Below are 16,897 nucleotides of genomic sequence, written 5' to 3'. Positions count from 1 at the left end.
TTGAAATTAAGTTCAGCACAAGCCTGTGAGGTTTATAATTGTAACTCTACAATGACTTTAAAAAAAATCCTTATCCTCATGACTCTGGTAGCGGTAGTAAGCGATTATTTGTTACACCCTTTTTACCCACAGTTTTTTGAAGCTCGATTTGGGGTTACAGACCCCAAATATGTAGGATATTATTTTGCAGCTATTTGTTTTATGGTGATGATTGCATTTCCGTTTTGGGCTTACATATCCAAAAAAATGGCCGAGCTTAATATTTTGGTATATACCCAATGTATTGCAGGAATATTAGCATTATACTGTTATTGGACGACCTCTTATATTAACTTCTGGATCATATCCTTGATTATGGTAATATTTAAAGGAAGCTATCTTTTGGTATATCCCTATATCTTAAAAATTATTACCAAAAAAGAACATACAGGCACCATCGGGTTACTCTCTGTTGTTGTACATCTGGGAGGGATTTTAGGAGCAGTGATTGGCGGATTGACAGTAGACCTTGTTGATGCCAGTTATATTTTTCTGGTGATGGCTGCTGGAGATTTTATGCAAATGGGAATAAGTATGTATGTACTGCGTAGCAAAAAATATGATACAAATAAAATTATTGAAACTCAATCAACTCTTGATGCTAAGGATAAAATTATTCCCCAAGGTTTTATCCTTAAGATTGGGTTAGTAACAATGGTCTTATATTTTAGTGATTTTCTAATCCGTCCTTTTTTCTCACTATACTGGGAAAGCCTTTCTGATTATGATGGTAAATTAATTTCTGGATGTATATATGCTATACCTGGTTTTGTAGCATTAATTGCCCTTTGGATTAATACAAAGCATATTCCGAAATATAAAAATAAGAGTATCCTATCGGCATTATTCCTGGGAATGATAGGGCTAATACTTCAAGGACTCCCTGTTGAGACGATTGTAGTATTGGGAAGAATTATTTATGGGTGGGCGATTTTTCAGGGAGTTGTACGTTTTGATGTATTATTGTTTGAATTCAGCTCTCCGAATTCTTATGCTATTGATTATAGTAAAGTGCATTTTTTTCAGAATCTGGGAGTATTACTAGCTTCTTTTTCTGTTGGAATTTTGGTGGATCATCATGGATTACAAATTCCGTTTAGAGTAGCATTAGCAGGTTTTTTGATCACACTCGGAATGTATTATTTCATATTTCACAGAACAACATCTAGAACACGAGTAAAAGACCTAGCAAAAACATAAAGATTTTATATGTCAGTTCAAGAACACACAAGTTTAATAACACCTGCAAAAGAAGGGTATGAGTTTTCATCGTCTTATATGGGCTTTGGGGATATTCATATACGGCATTTTGATATTGAAACAGATAGTACTGTATTACACGATTGGGTAAATCGGGATTATGCTGTGTTCTGGGGTATGCAACAGAGTTCGGTAGAGAAAGTAAAAGCCGAATATGCTAAGTTAATACTACCAGATCATTACGATATTTTTGTTGGTGTATATAAAGAACGTCCCGTTTTTGTATTAGAACGTTATCATCCACAACATGATCTTATCGGAAAATACTATCCGGCCCAGAACAATGATTGCGGGATTCATATTATAGTAGCACCATCATCCGAAGGTAAAATTGAAAACTTCACATGGTATATGTTTGATACGATCATGAATTTTGTTTTTCGGGATGAAAAAGTACATCGAATTATAGTAGAACCCGATATAAGAAATAAAAAGATGTTTGCGATTTGCCAACGTGTAGGATTTCAGCTTGATACGATTGTTGAGCTTCCGCATAAAACGGCACAACTCGCTTTCTTAACCAGACAAAAACATAACGAACTTAAATTATTTCCACAAATCCATAAACGAAGTGCAATGAATACGTTAGACAACGCCGTTTCGCCCCAACAATCGGTATCCCATATACAACCAGAGTTATGGGTTAAAGTAAATACTTTACTAATCAAAAAAGCAATATGTGAATTTAGTCATGAGCTGCTTATACAAGCCAAAATAGTAGAAAAACTAAGAGATGGTTGGAGTATGTATACTCTGGAAGCCGATAACCCCGAGATTAGATATGAATTTCGAGGAAAACAATTGGCTTTAAATCATTTATGGATTAGCGAAGTTTCTATTCAGAAATATGAATGCGGAAAATCGGTAAAGCTAGATGCTATTTTGTTTATCAAAGAGTTTAAAGACAAATTAGGGATTGATACTACTACAATGCCTGTATATCTTGAAGAAATTATTAGCACCTTGTATGGAAGTGCTTTTAAACATGTAAAAAGAAATCCTTTAGCAATAGATTTGGTCTCTGCAGATTTTCAGACTATTGAGCAATCAATGATGGAAGGTCATCCTGGTTTTGTGGCTAATAATGGCCGAATAGGATTTGATAGTAGTGACTATAGATCGTATGCTCCCGAAGCCGGAAATTCTTTTTATCTCATATGGTTAGCAGGTCATAAAAGTAGTGCCGTATATGCTGCTATCGAGGATTTACCATATGAAGTCTTAATTCAACAAGAATTAGATACAGATACAATTTCATCATTTAATACTGTAATAAGGAATAAGGGTTTTGATCCAGATGAGTACTACTTTATTCCGATGCATCCTTGGCAATGGTTTAATAAATTAGCTAATATATTCTCTCCAGAGATTGCCAAAGGAAACCTGATTTGTTTGGGTTATGGTCCGGATCAATATCTCGCTCAACAATCGATACGTACATTATTTAATATTTCGAATCCCCATAAGTTATATACCAAAACAGCTCTCTCTATCTTAAATATGGGATTTATGAGAGGATTGCCTTTATATTATTTGGGTACAGCCCCAAAAATGGCAGTTTGGCTAGAAGAATTATTGTATAATGATCCATACATCATAGAAACAGGATTTAAAATGCTGGGAGAAATAGGTTCTGTTAGCTATGTAAATCCATATTTCAAAGAGTTCGGACCACATAATGACTATAATAAAATGCTGGCGTCATTATGGAGAGAAAGCCCGATGGGTATGATCGACGAGGGGCAAAAACCAATGACAATGGCTGCTTTTCTGCATATTGATCAAACCAGCGAAGCATTACTACCCAAAATTATTGCTGCTTCAGGATTATCCATATCAGAATGGTTACATGATTATTTTAAGGCATATCTAAGTCCGCTAATACACTGTTTTTATCATTTTGATTTGGTGTTTATGCCTCACGGCGAAAATATCATTATGGTATTAGAAAATAACATACCGGTAAAAATATTAATGAAAGATATTACCGAGGAAGCTTGTATTCTTAGTCCGGAAGTTAAATTGCCAGAGCATCTGAAACGTATGTACGCTCCGGTTCCCGAGGATGTGAAATTACTATCAATTTTTACAGATGTTTTTGATGGATTTTTTAGATTTATGTCCCATATCCTGGTTGAACACGCAGGATATTCTGAAGAGAATTTCTGGCGATTAGTAGCAGAAAACATTCAACATTATCAGGAACGCTATCCAGAAAAGGAAACCAAATTTAAACAATACGATCTTTTTGCGCCAGAATTTCATCTATCGTGCCTTAACAGGCTACAATTAAATAACAATAAACAAATGATTGATCTGGATGATCCTGTTGCATTACTTCAGTTTGCAGGACGATTACAAAATCCTATTGCCGCTTTTAGAAAAGAAAAACCCAGCTCTGACGTATAATACCAATTTAACTTTGAAATGGTATAAAATCCCTTTTTATGAATAACGCTGTAATCATGCCAACCACTATTTTTTCTAAAACTATTAAAGGTCTTGGAGACATACATTTACGTCTTTTGGATATAGAAAAAGATACCGAAACTATTTACGATTGGGTCACCAGATCTTATGCTACTTATTGGGGAATGCAAGAGTATACTTTAGAAGAAGTAAGACTCGCATATCAAGAAATAATCGAATCAGATCATCATGATGCTTTCATAGGTATACTAAATAATCAACCAATCTTTTTAATGGAACGTTATCATGCCTTAAAAGATCCTATTTCAGCATATTATAAAGTAGAGAAAGGAGATTGTGGGATGCATATTTTGGTTAGTCCTGTCAAAAAAAAGATTCCAAATTTTACCTGGCATGTGTTTTCTACTATTCTCGAATATCTGTTTAGTGACCCTCAAACGGATCGCATTGTTGTAGAACCAGATGTGAGAAATGAAAAAATTCATGCACTTAATAAAAGGGCGGGATTTAAATATCATAAAGAAGTTGAATTACCTCATAAAACAGCAGCACTAGCTTTTTGCAATAAGAAAGATTACGAGAAAGCACTCTTGCTAGAAGAAAATAAAAATATAGTACATAAAACTAAAACCAATGACTAAGTTAGATATGGTAATCCAACCAGAAGTTAATCTTGATCATCTAAGACTTGATGTTTGGAAAAAAGTAAATCGAGCCCTTGTTAAAAAAGCAATTAGCGAATTTACACACGAATTACTCTTACAACCAAAACCTCAGTATCAGGAAAAATATTGGGGACATTATATTTTGGCTTCTGATATACCAGAAATTACCTATGAGTTTAAAGCCAAAAAACGAAGTCTCGATCATTGGCATATTGATGAGAATAGCCTTGTTAAAAGACAAAATGGAAATCCGGTAACTGTAGATGCTATACATTTTATTTTAGAATTTAAATATACTTTAGGGATTCCTGATGATATGTTACCTACCTATCTCGAAGAAATTACCAGTACCTTATCTGGTGCAGCATATAAATATCACAATAAAAAATGCTCTTCAAAAGAATTAGCACAATGTAGTTTTCAGGTAATAGAACATGCAATGACCGAAGGACATCCTTGTTTTGTGGCTAATAATGGGCGAATAGGTTTTGATGCCGAAGATTACATTAAATATGCACCCGAAACCGATAATTCGTTTCAGATTATATGGCTGGCAGGTCATCAAGATAAAGCGACATTTACCGCAGTAAAAGGATTTGAATATAAATCACTAATGAGGCGAGAACTTGGTGTCGCTACCATAGCCAAATTTAATAATACACTAGAAGACTTAGGGTTGGATATGGAATCCTATGTTTTTATACCCGTTCACCCCTGGCAATGGCATAATAAGATAATTCACATTTTTGCTGCGGATATTGCAAATATGGATCTCGTATTTCTGGGAAAAGGTGAAGATCAGTATTCTGCGCAACAGTCGATAAGAACGTTATATAATAAAACTACTCCTGATAAATTATACACCAAAACAGCACTATCTATTTTAAACATGGGGTTTATGCGAGGCCTTTCTCCATATTATATGCAAAGTACCCCGCATATAACCACTTGGATAACCGAGTTGTTTAAAGATGATAAATACCTTAAAAAAGCAGGCTTTACAATGTTGTCCGAAGTTGCTACAGTTGGATATAGAAACCTTAATTATGAGATTTTGGGTAAAACAAATCCTCATAATAAAATGCTTTCAGCCTTATGGAGAGAAGCTCCCGGATCTAAAATTAAAGAAGGTCAGCAAGTGATGACCATGGCTGCCTTTTTACATATAGATAATGATAATACTTCGTTATTAGCAGAATTGATAAAGGCCTCTCCGTTTGATACCACAACTTGGTTAAATAAATACCTACAGTGTTACCTGGCTCCTTTATTACACTGTTTTTATACCTATGAGTTGGTTTTTATGCCACATGGAGAAAATCTGATTATGGTGATGGAGAATCATACTCCTGTAAAGATATTAATGAAAGATATTACCGAAGAAGTACTTGTTTTTAATTCAGAATTAAACTTACCCGAAGAAGTAAAACGACTGTATACCGAAACTTCTAATAAGATGAAAATACTTTCAATTTTCACAGATGTATTTGATTGCTTTTTTAGGTTTATGGGAGATATACTTGAAGAATATTGTGAATACCCTGAAACGTTATTCTGGGAGTTAGTTGCTGATTGCGTAAACACATATCAAGGAAAACATCCTGAATTAGAACCGCAGTTCAAGAAATATGATCTTTTTGCGCCAGAATTTGACAGATGTTGCCTCAATAGGTTACAACTAAGTAATACAAAACAAATGTTGAGTCTTGCAGACCCTATAGAGAGCTTACAACTAGTGGGAACCCTTATAAACCCTATAGCAGAGTATTGTAAAAATAGAGTAAGTATTCCCACGCTATAAGTAACATATAAAAGAAGATCAGTTTAATCTATTTTTCTAACAAGATATGAACGAAACAATTCAAATATGGTTAGATAAATTTCAGAGTATTTCTGGAATTATTATAATAATTCTTGTTGTTATAGAATGGGTTATTCTATTTATAACCAGGAAAATAGAAAGCCATAAAGAGGGTGTAGTAAATATAGTATCCTATATATTAGAATCTATTCCATACATTTTTTTTGGTAAGATTGTGATTTTAGGAATAATGATGTGGGGGTATGAATATCGCTTATTTACCTTGGGATATGAATGGTATATATGGATACTAGCCTATTTTTTATATGATTTTATGTTTTATGTATTGCATTTTATAGGGCACAAAATTCGATTCTTTTGGTGTATTCATGGGGTGCATCATACTGCAGAAGAAATGAAGCTAACAGTAGCAGTACGAGGATCATTTCTTATTTTTTTACATATGCCACATACAATATTATGGCTTCCCCTATTAGGATTTGACCCATTTATGATTTTTATCATAGAGTTAATAGCAAATCTATATGGACTTTATGAGCATGTGAGCGAAAAATTAATCGGTAGACAACCATGGTTAGAATGGATTTTTATAACTCCTTCTTTACATAGGGTACATCACGCAAAAAATCATAAGTACTTAGACACAAACTATGGAGAGACTTTTTCTATTTGGGATAAAATTTTTGGAACCCTACAGGTAGAACTGGATGACGAAAAACCAGAATATGGATTAATGGGAGATAGTATAAATAGTGAGAGTTTATGGCAAATTCAGTTACTATTATGGAAAGAACTTTGGATCGATATTAAAACGGCCAGAAAATTATCAGACAAATTTAAATACTTGATTATGTATCCAGGCTGGAACCATATTGATGGAGGTAAAAAAGCAAGTGATTATAGATCTGAAGCATGGATACGAGACGAATTAATAAAACGAGTACAAAAAGAAGTATAAGCGTAAAGATAAATGAGAAATAACAATAGAATTTTAGCCATAGATCTGGCAAGGGGAATAAGTGTATTGATGGTAATTATAGTACATACCTTATGGATATATGGTGATATATCTACACAATCAAATACTTGGTTAGGAGGAGTAGTTCATTTTATAGGAAAAGGAACTCCAATGTTTTTGATTGCGATGGGGGTGTCATTTACCTTATCCAGAAATCAAAGTATAGTATTGTCAATAAAACGTGCATTATATATTCTGGCAGCAGGATATATAATGAACTTCCTAAAATTTGTTTTACCAGTTTTAATCGGCACAATGCCTGATGCTTTTATAGAAGCTTATGGCTGGACAGCTCCTGTTACCGTAGATAATATGATTTACATGCTGCTTACAGGTGATATATTACAACTTGCAGGAGTTTCTTTATTATTTATGGGAATTATAAACAAATTTTCGAAAAACAAATATGTACCATTAATTATTGCATTTACAATAGCTGTAGTAACCAAGGAGGTACACGGTTTCCGATTAGGAATAGGAAGTGTGGATTATATCCTGGATCTAATGTGGGGAGCAGAGTGGAATGTATATTTTGCTGTATTTCCTTGGTTTTCTTTTATACTTATTGGGGTGTTTTTTGGAATGTGGTATAAAGAGAAAAATAAAAGTAATGTATATATATTTAAAAGAATGTTTGTAGCGGGTGTTCTTTTGATGCTGACTGGCGGAGGATTGTGTTTTTATAATTTTGAGTATCACTTCGGAGATTATTTCCATTTAGGACCAGGCGGAACTATTTATTTGGCAGGATTCAATTTAGTCTTAATGTGGTTGGCGAATATATTGGTGACCTATATAAAAACAAATAGAGTTTTTGAGTTTTTATACTACTGTAGTAAACGAGTAACTACAATATATATCATTCAATGGGTGATTATTTGCTGGGGAATGGGAAGTTTAGGATATCAGCAATTTGGTATTGCAGGTGTTTTGATTTTGATTCCTCTTTATATAATGCTAACACTCGGAATCCAGAAATTGTTGTTTGATAAGCCTTTTTGGTCGAAGAAAACAAAAAAACAGAATAATATCACAAAGAATTCAATATCTCTACAAAAATCTTAATATCATGCGACAATTTGATTGTATTACAGTAGAATATTTTAAAAGCCATGAGCTTTTATTATGGAAAATCAAAGATACAGGAATGCCTAATTTTTGTTTAAAAGGGCTGAAAGAATTTAAAGAATTTGCATCTTGGGTAAAGGATTATTTTTCACACCCTGATCGTCCTCTTAAATTCGTCGTTTCGGCTTCAGAACATAAAGGGATTTATAACATGGGAGGAGACCTTCAGTTTTTCTTAGAAAATATACAATCTAAAAATATAGATAATCTAAAAACGTATGCATATTTATGTATTGATGCTATTTACAATATATATGCTTCTTTTGATCTGCCTGTATTAACGATCGCATTGGTAGAAGGAAATGCATATGGTGGTGGATTTGAATGTGCATTAGCTCACGATTATATTATTGCAGAAGAAAAAACGCAGTTTTGCTTACCAGAAAACAAATTTAATCTATTTCCGGGGATGGGGGCCTATAGTTTGTTATCGAGAAAGCTTAGTGCAGGAGATGCTGATACAATTTTGAAAAGCGATAAAATTCATAAAGCAAGGTATTTGCAATCATTGGGGTTAATTGAAGAATTAACCGAAAAAGGAGAAGCAATAGTATCTTTACACAGTTTTGTAAAAAAAGCAGCCGAAAGATTTAACTTTGAATACCATCATGTAAAAAGCAAGAAAAATGTTTTTCCATTACAAAAAGAAGAACTGCTAAGAATCACAGATTTATGGGTAGAGGCGTGTATGAAGATTAGTACGTTTGACCTTCGTAAAATGGAAATCCTCATAAATGCACAATCTAGAAAAGTAAAAGTAGAAATCTAAAGATTAATTAGCTTAAAACAGCTTCTTCTTCTACAACTAGATAAGGTTCTAATTCTAACTTTAACTGATGGATCCATTTTTCTAAGCGTTCATCGCTTAATTGAGATTCATTATCATGATCTAATGCAAGCCCATAAAAATAATTTTCTTTTTCTTCTATGATAGCTACAGAGTCTGTAAATCGATATCCTTCTATGGGCCAATGCCCAATAATTTCTCCTCCGTTTTCTAATACGACTTTGGCTAGTATTCCAATACCATCTACAAAGTATTCTCCATACCCTATTTGATCTCCCAAACCATAGATGGCTACTACTTTACCGGTAAAATCAATTTCTTTAAAATCATCAAAAAAGGCCTCCCAATCACTTTGTAGATCTCCGTCATACCATGTTGATAATCCTAAAATCAGGACTTTAAATTGATCAAAATCTTCTTTAGATACATCATCAATTTCTCGCACATCTAATTCTTCACTATCCCAAAGAGAAACAAAATCTTTTGTGATGTCATCAGTACATCCAGTATCTGATCCATAGAACAAGCCTATTTTTTTCATAATGGTTATAATTAAATATTTCTACAAAAATATATTATTTTTAATTATTCTAAATAAAAATAATGCAATAAATTTGAATATCGAAATTTGATAGATATGTATATTTTAGATCCATTATATTGTAATAGTACTGGTACCGCCTATACGGTGAAAAAAAATAATGAAGAAGAGGTAAAGCAAAAAATACAATTACAAATAGGTGATATTGCCGTTTTGATGAATAGTAAAGAAATAAAAACATTTCTTACTGTTATTCGCTCTGCCAGAAAAGGATGTGAATGTGAAGACTGCGATAATAAAAACTTTTATAAAACCATAAAATGTAATACTCCTAAAGCAGAAATTAATTTTAAGTTGACTCCAGAAATTTTGGATGGATTAGAAGAATTAGTTTTAGGTGTTTTATTTCACGAAGAATATAATGATATCCTGGGAAGTAATCAGATAAGTTAGTAGGTCAAGTTTTTTGAGATGTATGAACATATGCAATACAAAGTTGTCTTTACCGTATTGTTTCTAATCCTCTTTGTCTATACTTTTTGGGCGTAATGCCTTCGAGTTTTTTAAAAGCTGCAGTAAAATGAGTAGAATTTTTGTAGCCTACTAATTCTGAAATCTCATATATCGGTTTTTTTCCATGTTGTAATAATTTTTTTGCTTTTGTCATTCTTAAATTCAAAGCATATTCAAAGATTGTTGTACCAAAAACACGTTTAAATTCTTTTTTAAGGATAAAATCATTGAGTCCAACCATACGAGTTAATTCGTGAACAGAATATTGAATGGTCAAATCAGAATTTATAATAAACTGGACCTCGTATAGCTTTTTAATAAGGTTATCTGTATTTGAGACCGCTGATTTAGAATTCTTTTGTATATCTAATTGTAGGGAGAGTAATTCTAGCACTTTTGATTCCAAGAATAAGCGCTTTAATAGCCCCTGTCGGGTATCGGTTAATAGTTCTGCAAGTATTTCCTGAGTTTTCGTACATAAAGGTTTTGTGAAATCTTTATCCTGTTTTTCTAATTCATATTTTTCACGGATTCCATACTCTGAGTCGAGTTTATGTTTTTTGATAAAATTTGGACTCATCCTGATTTTAATCTCTTTAAAGTATTTATTCTTGTGATATTTAATAGAACCAGAAGTTTGGGATATATACACAAGATAACTTTCCTGACTTTCATAAATCAAGTCATAATTTTTTCCATCAATTTTAATGATTTGTTCACCATCAATTAGATAAGAAAGCTCTAGGGCATTTATCACATGTGTCCCATAAACATTAAAATCCTTGTTTAAGGATACATCAAAAATAGCTATATGTAATCCACCAAAATGGTTATACTCTAAATAACCATCTCCATATTCGGGTAGGAATTGAAATTTTTTTGTAAGTATACCACAGTGTTCTTGGGTATTAATTAGTTCTATAACAGTATCTAATGTGCATTTATGTTGATTATTTGAGTCTGTTGTTTTTGAAGACTCTTTATTGCGTCTTTTTTTATCCATGATGCGTCATTTTTCTCTTTCCCTAGATACTAATTTTGCAATTAAATTTATTTAGACCAAATATAAATAATAATATAAAGTCTAAACTAAATTGTTTAAAAAAAATTGTAATGTCAGTGATTATTTTAAGAAAAAACAGTTGTCTTTTTTTTCTGTTTTTATACGCAATGGTCTGTAACGCTCAAAGCAGGGTAACAGGAGTAATTTTGGATCAAGATTCTAATCCGATTCCCGAAGCATCTATACAAATTTTAGAACTCAAAAACAGAGGAACGGTAAGTGATTTTGATGGTAAATTCGATATAGAAATACCTTCAGGATCATATACTTTAAGAGCCAGTTTTGTAGGTTTTAAGAAATATATAAAGAAGATAGTAGTACGTAATTCAAAGATTACATCCCTTACTATTGTGTTACAGGAAGATATAAAAGAATTAAGTGATGTAATTATAAAGGGAAAATCTAACGCTCAAAATACAAGAGAAAAAGCATTTGAAGTTGAAGTTATACAAACCAAGGGGCTTAAAAATATAAGTGTAGATATCAATTCAATTTTAATGACTATTCCTGGTGTTAATGTAAGACAAAGAGGAGGTTTGGGTTCTGGTTTTGATTTTTCATTAAACGGTTTATCCGGCAAACAAGTTAAGTTCTTTATTGATGGTATTCCTTTAGAAAATTTTGGAAGCTCATTATCTCTAAATAATTTTCCTGCTACATTGGTAGAGAGAGCAGAGGTTTATAAAGGTGTTGTTCCTATATATTTAGGAGCAGATGCTTTGGGAGGAGCAGTAAACATCATCACAAACCAACGCAAAAATGATTTCCTGGATGTATCCTATGATACAGGTTCTTTTAATACACATCGCGCTACCATAAATGGACAATATTATAGCAATAAAGGCTTTGCTGTAAAAGTTTCTTCTTTTTATAATTACTCTGATAATGATTATAAGATAGATGATATCGAAGTAAGAGATGAACTGGGCAATGATACAGGAGTTAGACGCGATAATGTAAAGCGATTTCATGACGCATATAATTCTCAAATGATCAGCCTGGAAACTGGTTTTGTTGACAAAAAATTTGCTGATAAATTATTGGTTGGTATAACTGCATCTGCCAATAAAAATGAGATTCAACATCCCATTGATCCCCAGAATCCCTTTGGCGAAGTGTTTACAGAGAATAATGTAATTAAAGCTTCTGTCACTTTTGAAAAAGCAAATCTACTCAAGGAAAAATTGAAAGTAAAATTGTATGCCTCTATTGGTCAAAATAATGACAAAGTAGTAGATACTTCTGCTCGAAAATATGATTGGTTTGGTAATTTTATTGAAAGGGGAGACCAAAACTTAGGAGAGCTTGAATTTAGTAAAACCTTATTTGAATTTAAGGATAATACACATTTGATTAATGCTTTTGGGAGTTACAAAATCAACGACAAGAGTAAGTTAAATATTAATTTCACCAAGAATTATGTTAAAAGAAAAGGTGAAGATCCTGCCAGAGTTGGAAGAATACCTTTTAATGATCCTCATATTATAGACAAAAATATATTTGGGGTATCATATAATTTGGGCTTGTTTGATGCTACCTGGAGTACTACGCTATTCGCTAAAGGATATTTGCTAAACTCAGAAGGTATTATTGAAGATGTATTTACTACAGTAGAAGCAGATCGTTTTACTAAAGTAGAGAATACATTCGAAGAACTAGGGTACGGTTTTGCATCTACCTATAAATTTTCTGATCATGTTCAGATAAAAGGTTCGTTTGAGAAAACATTTAGGATTCCTGATGGCTATGAGGTGTTTGGAGATGGATTTTTATTGAAATCAAACCCCGAATTATTACCAGAAGAAAGCTATAATGCAAACCTGGGAATTCTTTTAAACACAGATATTAATAAGTTCAAATTGCGTTTTGATACTAATATTTTTCTTAGAGAATCAGAAAATTTTGTTGCAATTCGATCTGAAGGGATTTTTTCTAGGTTTTACAATACTGCAGCAGCCAGAAGCACAGGGATAGAAGGTGAAATTAGAACACTATATAATGATATCCTATTTCTGGATATTAACGCGACCTATCAAAATATTATAGATCGCAATGTAGGAGATAATGCTGGTGTTGATTTTCTAAAAAACCAACGGATTGCTAATATTCCTTATCTATTTGGTAATGCCAGAATTGGATGTAACTTAAAAGATGTTTTTTCTACAAACGACCAAATAACATTCTCCTGGGGTTCTTACTATGTACATGATTATCCACTTACCTCTTTTGTAGAAGGAGACCCTAATGATAGGGATATTATACCAGAGCAACTTTCGCATAATTTACAACTAGGGTACTCCTTTAAAAAGGGAACCTATAATATCTCTGTACAAGCAAGAAATATAACAGACGAGAAAGTGTATGACAATTTTGAAATACAACAACCCGGAAGAGCTTTCTATGTAAAATTAAGATACTATTTAACAAATAAAAACTAGTAATAATTATAAATCACACCAAAATGAAAATAATAAATTATATTAAATATTTGATGCTGCTAATAGCAGTATCAATACTAGCTACTTCTTGTAGTAGTGATGATGATGGAGAACTTATAGATCCAACCCCAACTTCTGTTTCTAAATATGTAGTTGGTTTTCAGGCATTTCCTGTTGGAGACGCATCTCCGGTAGACTATATTTTAGAATTACCGTCATTGGCATCACTTACTACTGGTGAGATCTCTGTAGAAGGACAAGGAACACCACTAAAGGGTTGGAGATTTTTTCATAACGTAAAAAATACGGTTTTTACTGCTGGGTATTCTGATGATGACAAATGCATAGCCTATGGTTTAGACCAAGACGGTAAATTGATAGAAAAAGCAAATTTTGCTTTTCAATCTACTTTAGATAACTATGCTGCTATAGATGATAAAACACTATTGGCAGTAGAGCTTACATATAGTGGGTTATCTGATAAGCGATTTCATATCATAAATGCAGAAACAGGTAAATTAGAAAAAATAGTAGAGCATCCTATTGATATTGATAAAGGTGATGGTACTGCAAAAAATCCAGGAACGATTCCTTGGGTAACAGGTATGGTTTTAAGAGATGGGAAATTGTTTGTTTCTTATCATAAATGGATGGCAGATGGTTCGTATATAACACCAGATGTGAATAGAGCCTATGTAGCAGTTTTTAAATATCCCGAATTCGAATTAGAAAAAATAATCTATGATGACAGAACTAGTCCGATAGGAGTTAACGGTCATAGCACAGGAATTGAAAAAACCGAAAATGGAGATATTTATTCGTTTTCAACTTCAGCATTAAGTGCTGGTTTTACTTCTGCTACAAAACCTTCAGGTATTTTAAAAATTAAAAACGGAGCTACAGAATTTGATAAAAACTATTTCTTTGATGTAGAATCTGCACCTAATGGAGGAAAATTATTCTGGATGGATTATATAGGAAATGGTAAAGCGATCGCCAGAATTATTATGGATGATACTGTTGGACCTTGGGGTGTATTTAAAGAAACAGGAGATTTTTTCAAATTGGTAATTATTGATTTAGATAATAAAACTGTTACCGATGTACAAGGAATACCAACCCATGCAAATCGATATACTTCTCCAATGTATGTAGAAGATGGTAAAGCATACCTTAGTAGCTATGCAGGGACAGAAACACATGTATATATTGTAGATCCAAAAACAGCTACTGCAACCAAAGGCGCTAAAATACAAGGATTAGCACTTAAAGGAATTTTTAAAGTAACTAACTAATCTAACCTTGTGAGAAGAAGCACTCCTGAACAACTTGGTTTAGGAGTGTTTTTTACAATTTTAATCAAAGTATAACGCAATAGAGAATGAGAAAAATAACAGGATTAGTAATTATACTACTATTATGTACTACAAAAACTTTTGCACACTTCTTTTGGATAGAAACCAATCCTAATGGAGTTATAAATCAAGAACACGAAATACGTATCTATTTTGGAGAGTTTACTAGTGGGGTAATTGAAAAAACAGACGGTGAAGTATTTCAAAATGCACTACATTTTACACTTTGGGTTGTGGATCAGCAAGGGAATAAGATAAAACTAGAAACCCAAGCAAAATCATCTTATCATGTAGCTAATTTTATTCCAAAATCAGAAGGTACGTATTCTATTGTCTTAGATAATAAGAAGTATAAGGTTTTGGATTATACTCAATATGATTATGGTATTTTTAGACCACAATATCATTCGGTTACTAAGGTAGAAGTAGGAAAAAATACGGTACATAAAACGGTTGCGGTAAATCCAGAAAGTATAGCGATAATCGATCTTTCTACAACACCTGAACAGGCTAAACTTCAAATACTTTTTAAAGACAAGCCTCTGGCAGAAGCAGAAGTTACACTATTCATAAAAGAGGATTGGTCAAAAAAAATAAAGACTGATAAGAATGGAATGATAACATTTAGTTTACCTTTTAAAACCCGATATGTGATTGAAGCAACACACGAAGATAAAAAACCGGGAACATATAATAATGTAGCATATCAATTTACCTGGCATTGTGCAGTGTATACTATCAATTGATTTTTATTAGAAAAGGCTATGACTATGACCGAAAAAGAATTGAAAGTAAAACAGGAGATACGGTGAATAGAGAATATACAATCGTAAAACTCACTAAATAATCCTATTAGTCAATACAAAATTAGAAAGAGAGAGTATACTTTTATAAAGTAATACTCTCTCTATTCATAGATATATTTAGGGGTAACTTCGAGTCAAATTTTGTAAGGTTATCTTATGCCTTAGGCTGCTAAGGCTGGAGTAACCATTCCGGATACTTCTATCGTAGGCTCAGTGATTTCTTTAGAAAATGAAACCTGTAAAGATTGTAGTACATTATAATTAAACCATATAGATAATAATCGGTAAGGAATTTCTAACGAATCTTTTAACCCTAATTTTGAGTCTTCCATATGAACCCATCTTTTAAGTGGTTGCTCATAAATTTTATTCATGATTTCGGTTTTACCAAAATGCTTTTTCATTTTTATAAACATTTCTACATCAAATAACCATCTGCTAAAAAAGCTTTTGTTAAAAATTACAGGAACCAGATCAGCTTTAAACACTTTGGCTCCACATTGTGTATCTTGAATAGACAATCCCAAAATGAATACAATAAGAATATTAATAAGTTTTGAGATCATTGCTCTAATACCATCTTTTTGGATATCATCTGATGCATTTTTAGCTCTTGAACCAAAAACAAAACTTAAGTTTCTATTGGTTTTTAATGTTTTTAAAAGCCCATCAAAATCTTCAAAATCTGTAGATAAATCGGCATCGATAAAACCAATAAATTCTATATCACCTCTACTATGTAGATATCTGGCACCGGCTCTTACTGCTGCCGCTTTTCCAGAATTCTTTTTGATATCAATAACACTTACTTTAAGAGGGTTATGAGATTGAATGTTCTTTAATACACCTACAGTATTATCTTTACTTCCATCGTTTACAAAACATAAGTGAAAATCGTTTTCTTTTTGTATAAAGTTTAAAAAAGCAGTTACATTTAACCTGTTTTCTTCGTTATAGCATGGTATGATAATTCCCGTTTTCATAATGGTAGTTTTTTGAGGTTTATATTCCAAAAGTAGCCACGATATGCAC

The 16,897-nt window shown here is 32.6% G+C and carries 14 protein-coding genes; 11 read left to right on the top strand and 3 right to left on the bottom strand.

Annotated elements, in window-relative coordinates; translation table 11 throughout:
* The 7 genes from AAFU52_RS04455 to AAFU52_RS04425 are packed head-to-tail and all read left to right on the top strand — an operon-like array spanning position 1 to position 9,131.
* Entirely contained in the window at positions 1-1,239 is a 1,239-nt protein-coding gene (locus AAFU52_RS04455) for an MFS transporter (protein ID WP_438425663.1), read from the top strand.
* A 9-nt stretch (positions 1,240-1,248) separates the two neighbouring features.
* Positions 1,249-3,708 carry a GNAT family N-acetyltransferase gene (locus AAFU52_RS04450; RefSeq protein ID WP_438425662.1) on the top strand — a complete coding sequence of 820 codons (2,460 nt, stop codon included), beginning with the start codon at positions 1,249-1,251 and terminating at the stop codon, positions 3,706-3,708.
* Between the two features lie 38 nt (positions 3,709-3,746).
* On the top strand, positions 3,747-4,370 hold the full coding sequence (locus AAFU52_RS04445; protein ID WP_438425661.1) for a GNAT family N-acetyltransferase: 624 nt from the start codon (positions 3,747-3,749) through the stop codon (positions 4,368-4,370).
* Positions 4,363-6,195 carry an IucA/IucC family protein gene (locus AAFU52_RS04440; RefSeq protein ID WP_438425660.1) on the top strand — a complete coding sequence of 611 codons (1,833 nt, stop codon included), beginning with the start codon at positions 4,363-4,365 and terminating at the stop codon, positions 6,193-6,195. Before AAFU52_RS04445 ends, AAFU52_RS04440 begins: the two co-directional genes overlap by 8 nt.
* A 46-nt stretch (positions 6,196-6,241) precedes the next feature.
* A complete protein-coding gene (locus AAFU52_RS04435; protein WP_438425659.1) occupies positions 6,242-7,174 on the top strand; it encodes a sterol desaturase family protein in 933 nt (310 codons plus the stop codon).
* A gap of 12 nt (positions 7,175-7,186) precedes the next feature.
* Positions 7,187-8,299 (top strand): heparan-alpha-glucosaminide N-acetyltransferase domain-containing protein, encoded by a 1,113-nt coding sequence (locus tag AAFU52_RS04430; protein ID WP_438425658.1) that lies wholly within the window; start codon positions 7,187-7,189, stop codon positions 8,297-8,299.
* 4 nt (positions 8,300-8,303) lie between these two features.
* Complete coding sequence (locus tag AAFU52_RS04425) at positions 8,304-9,131, top strand: crotonase/enoyl-CoA hydratase family protein (RefSeq protein ID WP_438425657.1); 828 nt, start codon at positions 8,304-8,306, stop codon at positions 9,129-9,131.
* Between the two features lie 7 nt (positions 9,132-9,138).
* Here AAFU52_RS04425 and AAFU52_RS04420 read toward each other — a convergent pair whose 3' ends face one another.
* Positions 9,139-9,690 carry a flavodoxin gene (locus AAFU52_RS04420; protein WP_438425656.1) on the bottom strand — a complete coding sequence of 184 codons (552 nt, stop codon included), beginning with the start codon at positions 9,688-9,690 and terminating at the stop codon, positions 9,139-9,141.
* Positions 9,691-9,786: 96 nt separating this feature from the next.
* On the opposite strand from AAFU52_RS04420, the gene AAFU52_RS04415 reads away from it, so the two are divergent.
* Positions 9,787-10,143: a hypothetical protein gene (locus AAFU52_RS04415; RefSeq protein ID WP_438425655.1), complete on the top strand. Its 357-nt coding sequence runs from the start codon at positions 9,787-9,789 to the stop codon at positions 10,141-10,143.
* Between the two features lie 49 nt (positions 10,144-10,192).
* On the opposite strand, the gene AAFU52_RS04410 is transcribed toward AAFU52_RS04415, so the two are convergent.
* On the bottom strand, positions 10,193-11,206 hold the full coding sequence (locus tag AAFU52_RS04410; protein ID WP_438425654.1) for a helix-turn-helix transcriptional regulator: 1,014 nt from the start codon (positions 11,204-11,206) through the stop codon (positions 10,193-10,195).
* 110 nt (positions 11,207-11,316) lie between these two features.
* Here AAFU52_RS04410 and AAFU52_RS04405 point away from each other — a divergent pair, with 110 nt between their 5' ends.
* The 3 genes from AAFU52_RS04405 to AAFU52_RS04395 all read left to right on the top strand — a co-directional run bounded on the left by AAFU52_RS04405 (position 11,317) and on the right by AAFU52_RS04395 (position 15,805).
* Positions 11,317-13,704, top strand: coding sequence for a TonB-dependent receptor (locus AAFU52_RS04405; RefSeq protein WP_438425653.1), 2,388 nt, complete (start codon positions 11,317-11,319; stop codon positions 13,702-13,704).
* Positions 13,705-13,727: 23 nt separating this feature from the next.
* Positions 13,728-14,999, top strand: a complete 1,272-nt coding sequence (locus tag AAFU52_RS04400; RefSeq protein ID WP_438425652.1) for a DUF4374 domain-containing protein — start codon at positions 13,728-13,730, stop codon at positions 14,997-14,999.
* Between the two features lie 86 nt (positions 15,000-15,085).
* Positions 15,086-15,805 (top strand): DUF4198 domain-containing protein, encoded by a 720-nt coding sequence (locus AAFU52_RS04395; protein ID WP_438425651.1) that lies wholly within the window; start codon positions 15,086-15,088, stop codon positions 15,803-15,805.
* Positions 15,806-16,026: 221 nt separating this feature from the next.
* Here AAFU52_RS04395 and AAFU52_RS04390 read toward each other — a convergent pair whose 3' ends face one another.
* Positions 16,027-16,848, bottom strand: coding sequence for a dolichyl-phosphate beta-glucosyltransferase (locus AAFU52_RS04390; RefSeq protein WP_438425650.1), 822 nt, complete (start codon positions 16,846-16,848; stop codon positions 16,027-16,029).
* Positions 16,849-16,897: the final 49 nt, after the last annotated feature.

It is taken from the genome of Aquimarina macrocephali, from assembly GCF_051627225.1.
Classification (GTDB): Bacteria; Bacteroidota; Bacteroidia; order Flavobacteriales; family Flavobacteriaceae; genus Aquimarina; species Aquimarina macrocephali.
This window is presented reverse-complemented; position numbering and strand designations above follow the sequence as displayed.

Excerpts from the sequence above, each read along its gene's own strand:
- AAFU52_RS04430 (WP_438425658.1), top strand. The coding sequence starts at position 7,187 with ATGAGAAATAACAATAGAATTTTAGCCATAGATCTGGCAAGGGGAATA.
- AAFU52_RS04390 (WP_438425650.1), bottom strand. The coding sequence starts at position 16,848 with ATGAAAACGGGAATTATCATACCATGCTATAACGAAGAAAACAGGTTA.
- AAFU52_RS04450 (WP_438425662.1), top strand. The coding sequence starts at position 1,249 with ATGTCAGTTCAAGAACACACAAGTTTAATAACACCTGCAAAAGAAGGG.
- AAFU52_RS04395 (WP_438425651.1), top strand. The coding sequence starts at position 15,086 with ATGAGAAAAATAACAGGATTAGTAATTATACTACTATTATGTACTACA.
- AAFU52_RS04445 (WP_438425661.1), top strand. The coding sequence starts at position 3,747 with ATGAATAACGCTGTAATCATGCCAACCACTATTTTTTCTAAAACTATT.
- AAFU52_RS04425 (WP_438425657.1), top strand. The coding sequence starts at position 8,304 with ATGCGACAATTTGATTGTATTACAGTAGAATATTTTAAAAGCCATGAG.
- AAFU52_RS04410 (WP_438425654.1), bottom strand. The coding sequence starts at position 11,206 with ATGGATAAAAAAAGACGCAATAAAGAGTCTTCAAAAACAACAGACTCA.
- AAFU52_RS04400 (WP_438425652.1), top strand. The coding sequence starts at position 13,728 with ATGAAAATAATAAATTATATTAAATATTTGATGCTGCTAATAGCAGTA.
- AAFU52_RS04405 (WP_438425653.1), top strand. The coding sequence starts at position 11,317 with ATGTCAGTGATTATTTTAAGAAAAAACAGTTGTCTTTTTTTTCTGTTT.
- AAFU52_RS04420 (WP_438425656.1), bottom strand. The coding sequence starts at position 9,690 with ATGAAAAAAATAGGCTTGTTCTATGGATCAGATACTGGATGTACTGAT.
- AAFU52_RS04415 (WP_438425655.1), top strand. The coding sequence starts at position 9,787 with ATGTATATTTTAGATCCATTATATTGTAATAGTACTGGTACCGCCTAT.
- AAFU52_RS04435 (WP_438425659.1), top strand. The coding sequence starts at position 6,242 with ATGAACGAAACAATTCAAATATGGTTAGATAAATTTCAGAGTATTTCT.
- AAFU52_RS04440 (WP_438425660.1), top strand. The coding sequence starts at position 4,363 with ATGACTAAGTTAGATATGGTAATCCAACCAGAAGTTAATCTTGATCAT.